We start from the raw sequence: 13,991 nt of genomic DNA, 5'->3' as shown, positions 1-13,991 counted from the left end.
GCTGGCGGCCGGCAGATGGGCGGCCGTCACCTTCGCCACCGTCGCCGCGGCGCCCGCCACGCCGACGACCGCGCCGGCGCCCACCGCGGTACCGGCGCCGGTGCCCAGCGCCAGGTCGGCCACACAGGCCGCGACGGCGGCAACGGCCGCGACCACCAGGGGAGTTCCGGCGCCCTCGCGCGCGTACCGCTGCCCGAACGTCAGCCGGCCGGCCTCTGCCTCGTCCAGTGCCTGCGTGTACGCCGCGTACTCCTCCGCGGCGGTCTCCGCCATGGCGTCCAGGGCCCCACGCGCCCGCGACAGCAGCGGGCTCCCGTCGGTTCGCCCACCCGACCGCCGAACCTCCTCCTCCACGGCCCGGGCCAACAGCCGCTCGGCCTCACCCCGATGGCTGTCCCGCATGTCACGTCCCCCTCCGGCAGCAGCAGCTTTCCTTGGTCAAGTGTCCTGCGGATGGCCGGGGAACGCGAGAGAGCCGGAAGTACCCAAGTGACAGTGGACCAGGAGGATTCGGGCTCCTGGCGCGTGCGCCGGTAGCTCGTACGTCCCAGTCGGCGCCCCACAGCGTCTCGCGTGGGCTGTGAAGATCGTGCACGCCGGCCCCCGATTGCGGCTCCTGCCCGTGGCGCATGGGCGGGGTGCCGGTGAGTGCGTAAGGATGGGGGTATGCCCAACCGACTCGCGCAGACCACGTCCCCCTACCTCCTCCAGCACGCCGACAACCCCGTCGACTGGTGGCCCTGGTCGGAAGAGGCGTTCGAGGAGGCGCGGCGCCGAGGCGTGCCCGTGCTGCTGAGTGTCGGGTACAGCAGTTGCCACTGGTGTCATGTCATGGCTCATGAGTCGTTCGAGGACGAGGCGACGGCCGTGTACATGAACGAGCACTTCGTCAACATCAAGGTCGACCGGGAGGAGCGGCCCGATGTAGACGCTGTCTATATGGAGGCCGTGCAGGCGGCGACCGGGCAGGGCGGCTGGCCGATGACCGTCTTTCTGACGCCCGAGGCCGAGCCCTTCTACTTCGGCACGTATTTTCCGCCCGCGCCCCGGCACGGCATGCCCTCCTTCCAGCAGGTTCTGGAGGGGGTCGGTGCGGCGTGGGAAGGCCGGCGGGACGAGGTCGTCGATGTCGCCGGGAAGATCGTGCGGGACCTGGCGGGGCGGGAGATTCCGTACGGCGATGCGCAGGTACCCGGTGAGGAGGAGCTCGCGCAGGCGCTGCTCGGGCTCACGCGGGAGTACGACGCCCAGCGCGGCGGATTCGGCGGGGCGCCCAAGTTCCCGCCGTCCATGGTGATCGAGTTCCTGTTGCGGCACCACGCCCGGACCGGCTCCGATGGCGCGTTGCAGATGGCCGCCGACACAGGTGAGCGGATGGCCCGCGGGGGGATCTACGACCAGCTCGGCGGTGGGTTCTCGCGGTACTCCGTCGATCGCGAGTGGGTGGTGCCCCACTTCGAGAAGATGCTCTACGACAATGCCCTGCTGTGCCGCGTGTACGCCCACCTGTGGCGGGCCACCGGCTCCGGCTTCGCGCGCCGCGTCGCCCTGGAGACCGCCGACTTCATGGTCGGCGAACTCCGCACGAACGAGGGCGGGTTCGCCTCCGCGCTGGATGCCGACAGCGACGACGGGACCGGGAAGCACGTGGAGGGCGCGTACTACGTCTGGACGCCCCGGCAGCTCGCCGAAGTCCTCGGCGACGAGGACGCCCGACTCGCCGCCTCCTACTTCGGCGTGACGGAGGAAGGCACCTTCGAAGAGGGCGCCTCGGTTCTGCAACTGCCTCAGCAGGACGACGTGTTCGACACCGAGCGGATCGGGTCCGTCAAGGACCGGCTCCGCGAGGCCCGCGCACGGCGCCCCGCTCCCGGCCGTGACGACAAGGTGGTCGCCGCCTGGAACGGCCTGGCCATCGCCGCCCTCGCGGAGACCGGCGCGTACTTCGACCGCCCCGACCTCGTGGAGGCCGCGCTCGGCGCCGCTGACCTCCTCGTACGCCTTCACCTGGACGATCACGCCCGGCTGGCCCGTACGTCGAAGGACGGCCAGGCCGGTGCCAACGCGGGCGTGCTGGAGGACTACGCGGATGTGGCCGAGGGCTTCCTCGCCCTCGCCTCCGTGACCGGTGAAGGGGTGTGGCTCGAGTTCGCCGGGTTCCTGCTCGACCATGTGCTGACGCAGTTCGTCGACGAGGAGTCAGGTGCCCTGTACGACACGGCCGCCGACGCGGAGAAGTTGATCCGCCGCCCTCAGGACCCGACCGACAGCGCGACGCCCTCCGGCTGGAGTGCGGCCGCCGGTGCTCTGCTGAGCTATGCGGCCCAGACCGGTGCCGAGCCTCATCGCGCCGCCGCGGAACGGGCGTTGGGCGTCGTCAAGGCGCTCGGCCCACGCGCCCCGCGCTTCATCGGCTGGGGGCTCGCGGTCGCCGAGGCGCTGCTCGACGGGCCGCGTGAGGTGGCCGTCGTCGGCCCGGAGGATCACGCGGCCACGACGGAGCTCCACCGCACCGCCCTCCTCGCCACCGCTCCCGGCGCGGTCGTCGCGGTGGGAGCGCCCGGCACCGACGAACTCCCGCTGCTGGCCGACCGTCCGCTGGTCGAGGGTGAACCGGCCGCGTATGTCTGCCGTAACTTCACATGTGACGCTCCGACCACCGACGTCGAGCGGCTCAAGGAGGCGCTCAGCGGCTGAAAACAGCCCCTGAGCGGCCGAAACTCGGTCCTGCGGCGGTCAAATTACGCATGTGTACGGACACTTCCCACTACTCGACTGACCGTTCCGAAACAAGGTATTTATCGGAAGAGCACTCGGACTTCACAGTTCCCCCATAGTCTCTGCATCGACGCGACAGGAGTGACTCGCTGTTGCGCAGGGGGTTTTGGGGATCCTGGGGGGATTCTGTGCTCACGTCTGTCTTCATTGCTGCCGTTTCCCTGGCACTCTTCTGGATGGCGGCCTTCACGCTGTGGTGGCAGATGCACGCCTGGCGTACGCCCGAGGTGCTGGCTTCCACCCGATTCAGCAGACCGGACGGCGGCGAGGGGCTGTCCTTCTCGCTGCTGCTGCCGGCACGGCACGAACAAGCCGTGCTGGACCACACCATCCAGCGCCTGCTGGAGTCGACCCACGACGACTTCGAGATCATCGTGATCGTCGGTCACGACGACCCGGAGACCACCGAGGTGGCCCGGAGAGCCGAGGCGTGTGATCCACGCGTCCGCGTCGTCGTCGACACCCACGAGAAGAAGAACAAGCCGAAGGCCATGAACACGGCGTTGCCGCACTGCCGCGGCGACGTCGTCGGAGTCTTCGACGCCGAGGACCAGGTCCACCCGGCGCTGCTCGCCCACGTCGACCACGCCTTCCGCTCCACCGGCGCGGACGTCGTCCAGGGCGGCGTCCAGCTGATCAACTTCCACTCCAGCTGGTACAGCCTGCGCAACTGCCTGGAGTACTTCTTCTGGTTCCGCTCCCGTCTGCACCTGCACGCGCAGAAGGGGTTCATTCCCCTGGGCGGCAACACCGTCTTCGTACGCACCGACGTGCTGCGCGCGGCAGACGGCTGGGACCCCGACTGCCTTGCCGAGGACTGCGATCTGGGCGTCCGGCTGTCCAGCAAGGGCAAGCGGGTCGTCGTCGCGTACGACTCCGACATGGTGACCCGGGAGGAGACCCCCGGCACCCTGATGTCGCTGCTCAAGCAGCGCACCCGGTGGAACCAGGGCTTCCTGCAGGTCTACCGGAAGAAGGACTGGAAGCAGCTGCCGGGCTTCGGGCAGCGGCTGCTGGCCCGCTACACGCTGATGACGCCGTTCCTGCAGGCCGTCACCGGTGTGATCATCCCGCTCAACGTGGCCATCGCGCTCTTCCTCGACGTACCGGTCGGCATCGCCTTCTTCACCTTCCTGCCGGCCGTCACCGCGCTCGTCACCTTTGTCTTCGAGGTCGTCGGACTGCACGACTTCGGCAAGCAGTACGGGCTCCGTGTCCGGCCCGTCCACTATCTCAAGCTCATCGTCGGCGGCCCCTTCTACCAGGTGCTCCTCGCCGGCGCCGCCATCCGTGCCGTGTGGCGCGAGCAACGGGGCCGGAACGACTGGGAGTTGACCAGTCATGTCGGCGCGCACCTCACCGAAGTGACCCGAGAGGACGTTCCTGCGTGACCTCCACCCTTCCCGCGGTGACCACTTCGAAGGTCCCCGCGCAGAGAACTCCTGTCCCTACGACCCGTTCGACCCCTCGAACACCCCCTTCCCGTCTGCGTATTTCGCGCCCCGACCTCGTCCTGTGCGCCGTGCTGCTGGTGGCGGTCATCACCGTGCAGGGCTGGAACATCGCCGACTATCCGACGCTCAGCGACGACGAGGGCACCTACCTCGCCCAGGCCTGGGCCGTGCAGCAGGGCGAGGGGCTCGCCCACTACACGTACTGGTACGACCACCCGCCGCTCGGCTGGATCCAGATAGCCGTGCTCACCTGGATACCGGCGCTGATCAGCCCCGAGTCGATGACGGTCGGCTCGATGCGGTTCGCGATGCTGCTGGTCAGCGCGGTCAGCGCGGTCCTCGTGTACGTCCTGGCCCGCCGCCTGTCACTGCCGAACTGGGCGGCCGGGCTCGCGATGGTGTTCTTCGGGCTCTCGCCGCTGTCGGTGGTCCTGCAGCGCGAGATCTTCCTCGACAACATCGCGGTGATGTGGACGCTGCTGGCGTTCTGCCTGGCCGCCTCGCCGAGCCGGCATCTCTGGCACCACTTCGGGGCGGGCATCGCCGCCGCGGCCGGCGTCCTCACCAAGGAGACGATGCTCGTCGTCCTGCCCGCCCTGTTCGTCACCATGTGGCGGCACAGCCACCGCGACACCCGTAAGTTCGCCATCACCGGCGCCGTCACGGCCTGCGCGCTGATCGGCCTGTCGTATCCCCTGTTCGCCCTGCTCAAGGGCGAGTTCTTCCCGGGCGCCGGCCATGTCTCGCTCTGGGACGGTCTCAAGTACCAGATGACCAGGCCCGGTTCGGGCTTCGTCCTCGATGCGGGGTCCGGCTCGTACGGAGTGCTCCAGTCCTGGCTCTACTACGACCGCGTGCTGCCGCTCGGCGGCCTGGCCGGTGCGCTTCTGCTCCTGGTCACCTGGCGCTGGTCGGTGACCGCGCGGGCACTGGCCGGACCCGCCCTCACCGTCGCCATCCTCGCCGTGGTCGCCCTGCGCCCGAACGGCTATCTGCCCGCGATGTACATCATCCAGGCCCTGCCCTTCCTCGCGCTGGTCCTCGCCGGGGGCACGGCGAGCGTCGCGCACGCGGTGCTGCGCCGACGGCGGCACGGCGGCGAGAAGGAGTACGTCACAAGGGCGCGGTACGCCGTCGCGGCCCTGCTCGTCGCGGCCTCGGCGGCGTATGTCGCGCCGCGCTGGTACGACGGCGCCCGCACCGCCGTCACCACCGACGCCAACGCGCCCTACCGTGCCGCGGCCAAGTGGCTGGCCACCGAGGTCGACCGTCCCGAGGACGCCCGCGTTCTCGTCGACGACGCGCTCTGGCTCGACCTCGTGCACTCCGGCTACCGGCCCGGCCTCGGCGTCATCTGGTTCTACAAGGCGGACCTCGACCCCGCCGTGACGAAGACGATGCCGCACGGCTGGCGCGACCTCGACTACGTCGTCGCCTCCCCGACGGTGCGCCGCGACGCGGTCGACCTGCCCAACGTCAAGGAGGCGATGGAGCATTCGACGCCGATCGCCACCTTCGGCAAGGGCCCCGACCGGATCGAGATCCGGCAGATCACGGGATCCACGGCAGGCACCGACAGCACGGGAAGCTCCGGAGGCGACCGATGAACTTCGAAAGCACGGTCCCCGAAGAGCTCGGCGATCCGGCCCTACGCGGTGTCGACCTCCCCGAGCCCGCAGCCGTCACCATCGTCGTGCCGACCTTCAACGAGTCGGCGAACGTACGGGAGTTGCTGCACCAGATCACGGAGTCGGTGCCCGCACGGCTGCCCTGTGAGGTCATGTTCGTCGACGACTCCACCGACGACACCCCCGAGGTGATCCGGCAGGCCGCGCAGGACTGCCCGTTCCCGGTCACCGTGCTGCACCGCGACACCCCGGACGGCGGGCTCGGCGGGGCCGTCGTCGAGGGCATCAGGGCCGCGACCTGCGACTGGATCGTCGTCATGGACGGCGATCTGCAGCATCCGCCGTCCCTGGTACCGGAGTTGGTGGCCGCCGGCGAGCGCACGCCCGCCGGGCTCGTCGTGGCCTCCCGCTACACCAAAGGCGGCAGCCGCGCGGGCCTCGCGGGCGGTTACCGCGTCGCCGTGTCGCGCGGCGCGACCTGGCTGACCAAGTCGCTGTTCCCGCGCCGGCTGCGCGGCATCAGCGATCCGATGAGCGGCTTCTTCGCGATCCGCCGCAGCGTGGTCACCGCGGACGCGCTGAAGCCGCTCGGCTACAAGATCCTGCTCGAAATGGCCGTCCGCGGCCGCCCGCGTCAAGTCACCGAGGTGCCCTTCGTCTTCCAGAACCGGTTCGCGGGCGAGTCCAAGTCGACCGCGCAGGAGGGGATGCGGTTCCTGCGCCACCTCGTCGGGCTGCGCACCGCGTCACCCATGGCGCGGATGGTGGTCTTCGGGCTGATCGGCGCGACCGGGTTCCTGCCGAACCTCGCCGCGCTGTGGGCGCTGACGTCCGCCGGGCTGCACTATCTGCCCGCCGAGATCATCGCCAACCAGTTCGGTGTCGCCTGGAACTTCTGGCTCATCGAGCACCTGTGCTTCCGGGACCGCCGGCAGCACCGGCACTGGTGGGACCGCGTCGGCCGGTTCGCGCTGCTGGCCAACGCCGACCTGGTGCTGCGCATCCCTCTCATCGCCCTGCTCGTGGGGCAGTTCGGGATGACCGTCCTCACCGCCACCGCCCTGGCGCTGGTCACGACGTTCGTACTGCGGTTCGTCGGGACAGAGGCGCTGGTCTATCTGCCACGGAAGGCACGTGCGTCACGCACGTCAGGTCCGTCACCCACGCCGCATGAGACACGTATGCCACATGAGGCACGGGACGCACAAACCGGCCGTGGCCAGCTCAGCAGGAGCCGTAGAGCAAGGAGAACCGTGTGAAACCAAGACGGAGAACAACCCTGCTGGCCGTGGGCGCTCTCACCGCCGGCCTGCTGCTCGCCGCACCCCAGTCCGCCTCCGCCGCCAACCTGGTGAAGAACCCCGGCTTCGAGACGGCCGGTACGGACGACATGCCCTACTGCTGGAAGAAGTCCGGCTGGGGCGACAACGACTTCACCTTCTCCACCGTCGCCGACGCCCACTCCGGCTCCAAGGCCATGAAGGTCGAGCTGACCCGCCGCGTCGAAGGCGACCGCAAGGCGCTGATCACCGAGTCCGCCGAGTGCGCGCCGCCGGTCACGGCGGGCAAGCAGTACGACCTCGCGCTCTGGTACAAGTCGACGACCCCGGACACCTCGCTCACTCTCTTCCGGCACGACACGACCGCGGGCTGGCAGTACTGGACCGACCTCAAGACGCTGCCGGTCAGCGGGAGCTGGGCCCGGGCCGAGGTCCGCACCCCCGAGGTGCCCGCGGGCACCGACCGCATCAGCTGGGGCGTCTCCGTCTACGGCACCGGCTCCGTCACGACCGACGACTACACGATGGACCAGGTCGCCGACCCGATACCCGACCCGGTGTGCACGGCCACGGCCGAGGAGTGCGCCAACGGCAGATGGGATGTGCTGCCCACCAAGAACCCCGTCCGCTCGATGCACTCCGTCGTCCTCAACAACGGCAAGGTGCTGCTGATCGCGGGCTCCGGCAACAGCGAGGAGATGTTCAAGGCGGGCACGTTCACCTCGGCGGTCTACGACCCGTCGAAGGGGACGTACAAGCAGATCCCCACGCCCAAGGACATGTTCTGCGCGGGCCATGTGCAGCTGCAGGACGGGCGTGTGCTCGTGATGAGCGGCAACAAGGGCTACCCGTCCGCGGACGGCAAGGTCGGCTATCAGGGCTACAAGGACTCGTACATCTTCGACCCGGTCACCGAGACGTACAGCAAGACGAACGACATGAACGACGGCCACTGGTATCCGTCGGCGACGGTCCTCGGCAACGGTGACGTGATCTCCTTCGGCGGCCTGAAGGAGGACTCGACGGGTTCGGTGGCCGCCGAGCGGTGGTCCGACGCGCAGCAGAAGTGGCTGCCGCTGTGGCAGGTCAACCAGACCTGGTCGTACTGGGGCCTGTACCCGTCGATGATCCTGATGCAGGACGGCCGCCTCTTCTACTCGGGCAGCCATGTCTTCGGCAACAACATCCCGGGCACGGGCTCGGCGATCTACGACTACGACGCGAACACGACCACACAGGTCCCCGGCCTCCAGAACAAGGACGAACGCGACCAGTCGGCCAGCGTGCTGCTGCCGCCCGCCCAGGACCAGAAGGTCCTGACGGTTGGCGGCGGCAACATCGAGTCGAACCCGGACGCGAACCGGCTGACGGACATCATCGACCTGAAGGCGGCCAGTCCCTCGTACGTCGCCGGCCCGCCGCTCCCGCAGGGTACGGTCGACCTGGGCAACGGCAAGGTGGCCCAGACGGGCAACCAGGGCAAGATGTACGTCTCCGCCGTGCTGCTGCCGGACGGCAAGGTGCTGGAGACGGGCGGCGCCCTGCACAACCGCGCCAACCCGGTCTTCGAGTCGTCGATCTTCGACCCGGCGACGGAGACCTTCGACCCGGTGGCCGCCGACCCGGAGGCGCGCGGCTACCACTCGTCCGCGTTCCTGCTCCCCGACGGCCGCGTGATGGCGACCGGCGACAACCCGGGCAACGGCTCCTGGAACCACAACGTGTCCATCTACACGCCGCCGTACCTGCTCAAGGGGGCCCGCCCGAAGATCACGTCGGTGATCGACAAGGAGTGGACGTACGGGGACACGCAGCGGATCACGGTCGACCGCCCCATCGCGAAGGCGCAGCTGATCCGCCCCGCCGCCGTGACGCACTCCTCGGACCCGAACCAGCGGTTCGTGGACCTGCCGCTCTCGGTGGACGGCAACAACATCGACCTGAACGTGACGAGCAACCCGAACCTCGCCCCGCCCGGCTGGTACATGCTCTTCGCGGTCGACGCGAACGGTGTGCCGTCGGTCGCCGAGTGGGTTCACCTCCAGGGTCCGTCCGCACTGGCCGCCTCCGAGACCGCCTCGGCGCACGTCCACTCCTTCGCCGGCTCGCTCGACGGAGCCGTCCAGCAGCCCGGCAAGAAGCGCACGTCCGCGAAGGTGAGCCCGACGATCGCCGGCTGCGACCGGCACTACGGCACGGCCAACGTCTGCGTCCCGACGGCGTTCCCGGCCGAGGTGAAGCAGACGACCGCCGCGCGCTGCACCTGGCTGAAGGAGAACGACTACGGCCGTCTGAAGGTCAACGGCAAGGACGATCCGCTGCGCCTGGACCGCAACAAGGACGGCGTGGCCTGCGGGAAGGGAGACGTACGCAGGCGCTAGGCAACCGGAACTCTCGCTCCTGGGAGCCCCCTCGCTCCTAGGAGCCGAACTCCGTGAGGGCGCGTGCCACGATGGCCTGCAGGCGGTCGTGGTGCGCGCCCCGCCAGTACACGCGCCCGCACTCCTCGCACTGCGCGAAGACGTCGTACGAGCGCTGGGTCCCGCCTTCGAGCCGGCCCGCGACCTCGTCCTTGGCGGCGTCCTTGAGCATGCCGTTGCAGGCCGTGCAGCGGGTCCAGGGCCGCAGCTCGGGCTCGAAACGGCCCAGTACGTCCCGGAGTTGGTCGTCGGGCTGCGTGCTGTAGACGAACGCGCCCGCCCACAGTTCGCGGCGGCGCAGCAGACCGCGGTCGCGGCTGAGCATCACGCGCCGCTCGGCCGCCGAGCGCGCGGCGAGGGCGGGGTCGCCGATGTCCGTGGACTCGTACGCGGCGTCCACGCCCAGCAGGCGCAGCCGGCGGGCGAGCGTGCCGAGGTGGACGTCGAGGAGGAAGCGCAGCGGCGCGCCCGGCACCCGCTGCGGGCGCTCGACGGCCCGCACCCGGACGGTCTCTCCCGCCGCCGGGACGTGCGACGCGGGCACCTCACGGCCGTCCACGACGAGCCCGCCGACCTCCGTGAGCGGCACGCCCAGCGACTCCACGACATGGCCGAGCGTGGAGACGCCGTCGGTGACGACCTTCGTCGCCTTCGCACGCCGCCCGTGCGGGACGAACAGCGCCGGCTCGGGGTCGAAGTCGACGAGGATCTCTGGACCGTTCACCAAGTCAGGATGTCATGCGGGCTGTTCAGGAGGCCGCTGGTTTTCCCGGCGTGAGGCCGTGCTCCACCACGTCGAGGGTGCGCTCGACGAGGTCCGCGAGGTTGTCCCGGTGATCGTTCTCGGCCCAGTGGATGGACGCTTCCATCATCGCGCCGACGACGCCCATGCAGTACGCGCGGACCTCGAGTTCGTCGGGAGCGCGCCCGGTGCGTTCCGCCACGATCCGGCACATCATCCGGCCGGTGACGGACATGCTCTCCATCGCGCGGGAGCGGACCGCTGGCACCTCGGCCATCAGACGCGAGCGCAGCCGCTGCTCCTCGGGGGACTCGAACTCGCCCGACATGGCCTGCTCGACGGCGTCGCGGATCACGTGCCGCAGCGACATCGTGAGCGGCTCGTCCGCGGGCCGCGCCCGCAGCGCGGCCTCCATCAGCGGGTCGTACTCGTCCGTGAGGACGATGTCCTCCTTGGCCGGGAAGTACCGGAACACGGTGGAGGGGGAGACCTCGGCCGCCTCCGCGATCTGCTCGATGGTCGTCGCGTCGTACCCCTGCTCCATGATCAGCCGGTAGGTCGCCCTGCGGATCGCGGCCCGGGTCTTGATCTTCTTCCGCTCGCGAAGCCCCAGGTGAGCTGTGGCAGCGGAGGTCGAGCTGTGTGCGGTGGCGGCCATGGTGGTCATTGTCGGGCATCAGCGGGGAGGAGGCCATGTAGTCCCACCAGAAGTGGCAGTAGCTGTCAAAAGGCCGCTACTGCCACTTTTTGGGGTCGCTCAAAGGTCGCCCGGCCTAGTAGGCCACGAGCGAGATGCACACGTAGTGCGCGATGAACGCCGCGAGCGTGAGGGAGTGGAAGACCTCGTGGAAGCCGAACCATCGCGGTGAGGGGTTGGGGCGCTTGATCCCGTAGATCACGCCGCCCGCGCTGTAGAGGAGGCCGCCCACGATCACGAGGACGAGGACGGCGATTCCGCCCGCCCGCATGAAGTCGGGCAGGAAGAAGACGGCCGCCCAGCCCATCGCGATGTAGCAGGGCGTGTAGAGCCAGCGCGGGGCGCCGATCCAGAAGACCCGGAAGGCTATGCCCGCGCCCGCCGCGACCCAGATGCCCCACAACAGCCACTGCCTCTTGGTCTCCGGGAGGAGCAGCATCGTCAGCGGTGTGTACGTGCCCGCGATGATCAGGAAGATGTTCGCGTGGTCGAGTCTGCGCAGCACTCCGTCCATGCGCGGACTCCAGTTGCCCCGGTGGTAGAGCCCGCTGACGCCGAAGAGAAGGCAGGCCGTGAGGACGTAGATCCCGCAGGCTATGCGGCCGCGGGGCGAGTCGGCGAGCGCGGTCAGGACGATGCCGGAGACGAGTACGGCCGGGAACATGCCGGCATGCAGCCAGCCGCGGAGCTTGGGCTTGACCGGGTGCGGCAGGGAGAGCGCGGAGGAGACGCGGTCGGCGACCGGCGAGTCCTTGGGCGCGTCGGAGGCGGACGCAGTCATGCGGGGCATCGTACCTACGGAACCGTAAGTTACGTGTCAGTACGACCGTATGAATGCCGCCAAGTGGCCAGGGTCTCACGGGTGATGGGTGGACGGGAACGCCCTGTACGTGGGAAATGGCCGAGAGTGAGTGGTGATGGTCACGCCGCTCAGTTGTGAGGCGCTCTGGACATATGCGCGAACCCGTCGGATGATCAAATGAGTGCCGTTGGCACCGGATGAGCGCCAGGTGATCGATGCGCAAAGCGTCCGGGTCACAGCCCCCACGGGGCGATCAATACAAAATCCCTCATCTAGGAGCAATCGTGGCGCCTGACATCGCGGCTCCCTCCGCTGTTCCCACCAAACATCAGGACCTGGTCTCGTGGGTCAACGAGATCGCAGCACTGACGCAACCGGACAGCGTGGTCTGGTGTGACGGCTCAGAGGCCGAATACGAGCGCCTGAGCGAGGAGCTCGTCCGCAAGGGCACCTTCAGGAAGCTCGACCCGATCAAGCGCCCCAACTCGTACTACGCGGCATCCGACCCGACCGATGTCGCCCGGGTCGAGGACCGCACCTTCATCTGCTCCGAGAAGGAGGAGGACGCGGGCCCCACGAACCACTGGAAGGACCCCGCCGAGATGCGGGAGATCTTCGCCGGTGAGCAGGGCGTCTTCCGCGGCTCGATGCGCGGCCGGACCATGTACGTCGTGCCGTTCTGCATGGGCCCCCTCGGCTCGGAACTGTCGGCGATCGGCGTCGAGATAACCGACTCCGCGTACGTCGCCGTGTCCATGCGGACGATGACGCGCATGGGCCAGGCGGTCCTGGACGAGCTCGGCACCGACGGCTTCTTCGTGAAGGCCGTCCACTCGCTGGGCGCCCCGCTCGCCGAGGGCGAGGCCGACGTCCCGTGGCCCTGCAACTCCACCAAGTACATCTCGCACTTCCCCGAGTCCCGCGAGATCTGGTCGTACGGCTCCGGCTACGGCGGCAACGCGCTGCTGGGCAAGAAGTGCTACGCCCTGCGCATCGCGTCCGTGATGGCACGAGACGAGGGCTGGCTGGCCGAGCACATGCTGGTCCTCAAGCTGACGCCGCCGCAGGGAGAGCCGAAGTACGTCGCCGCCGCCTTCCCGAGCGCCTGCGGCAAGACGAACCTCGCCATGCTGGAGCCCACGGTGCGCGGCTGGACGGTCGAGACGATCGGCGACGACATCGCGTGGATGCGGTTCGGCGAGGACGGCCGGCTGTACGCGATCAATCCCGAGGCCGGTTTCTTCGGTGTCGCGCCCGGCACCGGTGAGCACACCAACGCCAACGCGATGAAGACGCTGTGGGGCAACTCCGTCTTCACGAACGTCGCGCTCACCGACGACAACGACATCTGGTGGGAGGGCATGACCGAGGAGACGCCCGCCCACCTCACCGACTGGAAGGGCAACGACTGGACGCCGGAGTCCGGGACCCCGGCCGCCCATCCGAACGCCCGCTTCACCGTCCCGGCGTCGCAGTGCCCGATCATCGCGCCCGAGTGGGAGGACCCGAGGGGCGTGCCGATCTCGGCGATCCTCTTCGGCGGCCGCCGGGCCACCGCCGTCCCGCTGGTGACGGAGTCCTTCGACTGGAACCACGGCGTCTTCCTCGGCGCGAACGTCGCTTCGGAGAAGACCGCCGCTGCCGAGGGCAAGGTCGGCGAACTGCGCCGCGACCCCTTCGCCATGCTGCCGTTCTGCGGCTACAACATGGGCGACTACATGGGTCACTGGATCGATGTCGCCAAGGACAAGGACCAGTCGAAGCTCCCGAAGATCTACTACGTGAACTGGTTCCGCAAGAACGAGGCGGGCAAGTTCGTGTGGCCGGGCTTCGGCGAGAACAGCCGTGTCCTGAAGTGGATCGTGGACCGGCTGGACGGAAAGGCGGAGGGCGTCGAGACGCCGATCGGCATCCTGCCGACCAAGGACGCGCTCGACACCGAGGGGCTTGACCTCTCCGAGCCCGAACTGGACTTCCTGCTCACCGTCGACAAGGAGGTGTGGCGCGAGGAGGCCGCGCTCGTGCCCGAGCACCTCAACACGTTCGGCGACCACACGCCCACGGAGCTGTGGGACGAGTACCGCGCCCTGGTCAAGCGCCTGGGCTGACGGCCGGACCGACGGCCGCCCGCGAGGGTGGTGTCGGCGAAGCCCATGACAGGGCCGGGGCCCCGCACAACGGTGTGCGGGG

General features: G+C 69.1%; 9 protein-coding genes and 1 pseudogene. 6 read left to right on the top strand and 4 right to left on the bottom strand.

The window, feature by feature from the left end; genetic code table 11:
• A pseudogene (locus tag FGD71_RS36675) lies at positions 1-402 on the bottom strand (hypothetical protein); the annotation flags it as partial.
• A 264-nt stretch (positions 403-666) separates the two neighbouring features.
• On the opposite strand from FGD71_RS36675, the gene FGD71_RS36670 reads away from it, so the two are divergent.
• The 5 genes from FGD71_RS36670 to FGD71_RS36650 all read left to right on the top strand — a co-directional run bounded on the left by FGD71_RS36670 (position 667) and on the right by FGD71_RS36650 (position 9,521).
• Positions 667-2,697 (top strand): thioredoxin domain-containing protein, encoded by a 2,031-nt coding sequence (locus FGD71_RS36670; RefSeq protein ID WP_162931329.1) that lies wholly within the window; start codon positions 667-669, stop codon positions 2,695-2,697.
• A 209-nt stretch (positions 2,698-2,906) separates the two neighbouring features.
• Positions 2,907-4,169: a glycosyltransferase gene (locus FGD71_RS36665; RefSeq protein WP_119104863.1), complete on the top strand. Its 1,263-nt coding sequence runs from the start codon at positions 2,907-2,909 to the stop codon at positions 4,167-4,169.
• Positions 4,166-5,839 carry an ArnT family glycosyltransferase gene (locus tag FGD71_RS36660; RefSeq protein ID WP_119104862.1) on the top strand — a complete coding sequence of 558 codons (1,674 nt, stop codon included), beginning with the start codon at positions 4,166-4,168 and terminating at the stop codon, positions 5,837-5,839. Before FGD71_RS36665 ends, FGD71_RS36660 begins: the two co-directional genes overlap by 4 nt.
• Positions 5,836-7,119, top strand: coding sequence for a glycosyltransferase (locus tag FGD71_RS36655; RefSeq protein WP_119104861.1), 1,284 nt, complete (start codon positions 5,836-5,838; stop codon positions 7,117-7,119). Before FGD71_RS36660 ends, FGD71_RS36655 begins: the two co-directional genes overlap by 4 nt.
• A complete protein-coding gene (locus FGD71_RS36650; RefSeq protein WP_119104860.1) occupies positions 7,116-9,521 on the top strand; it encodes a galactose oxidase family protein in 2,406 nt (801 codons plus the stop codon). The genes FGD71_RS36655 and FGD71_RS36650 overlap by 4 nt, the downstream gene beginning before the upstream one ends.
• Positions 9,522-9,558: 37 nt before the next feature.
• On the opposite strand, the gene FGD71_RS36645 is transcribed toward FGD71_RS36650, so the two are convergent.
• The 3 genes from FGD71_RS36645 to trhA all read right to left on the bottom strand — a co-directional run bounded on the left by FGD71_RS36645 (position 9,559) and on the right by trhA (position 11,780).
• On the bottom strand, positions 9,559-10,284 hold the full coding sequence (locus tag FGD71_RS36645) for a Mut7-C RNAse domain-containing protein (protein WP_119104866.1): 726 nt from the start codon (positions 10,282-10,284) through the stop codon (positions 9,559-9,561).
• A 25-nt stretch (positions 10,285-10,309) separates the two neighbouring features.
• Positions 10,310-10,969 (bottom strand): TetR/AcrR family transcriptional regulator, encoded by a 660-nt coding sequence (locus FGD71_RS36640; RefSeq protein WP_420878384.1) that lies wholly within the window; start codon positions 10,967-10,969, stop codon positions 10,310-10,312.
• Between the two features lie 106 nt (positions 10,970-11,075).
• Positions 11,076-11,780: a PAQR family membrane homeostasis protein TrhA gene (gene trhA, locus FGD71_RS36635; RefSeq protein ID WP_119104859.1), complete on the bottom strand. Its 705-nt coding sequence runs from the start codon at positions 11,778-11,780 to the stop codon at positions 11,076-11,078.
• A gap of 305 nt (positions 11,781-12,085) precedes the next feature.
• Between trhA and FGD71_RS36630 the strand changes: the two genes are divergently transcribed.
• Positions 12,086-13,909, top strand: coding sequence for a phosphoenolpyruvate carboxykinase (GTP) (locus FGD71_RS36630; protein WP_119104858.1), 1,824 nt, complete (start codon positions 12,086-12,088; stop codon positions 13,907-13,909).
• The last annotated feature ends 82 nt before the right edge of the window (positions 13,910-13,991 follow it).

Source organism: Streptomyces sporangiiformans (assembly GCF_005768555.2).
Lineage (GTDB): Bacteria > Actinomycetota > Actinomycetes > Streptomycetales > Streptomycetaceae > Streptomyces > Streptomyces sporangiiformans.
Note: the sequence above shows the minus strand (reverse complement) of the source record. Positions and strands in the feature narration are given on the sequence as shown.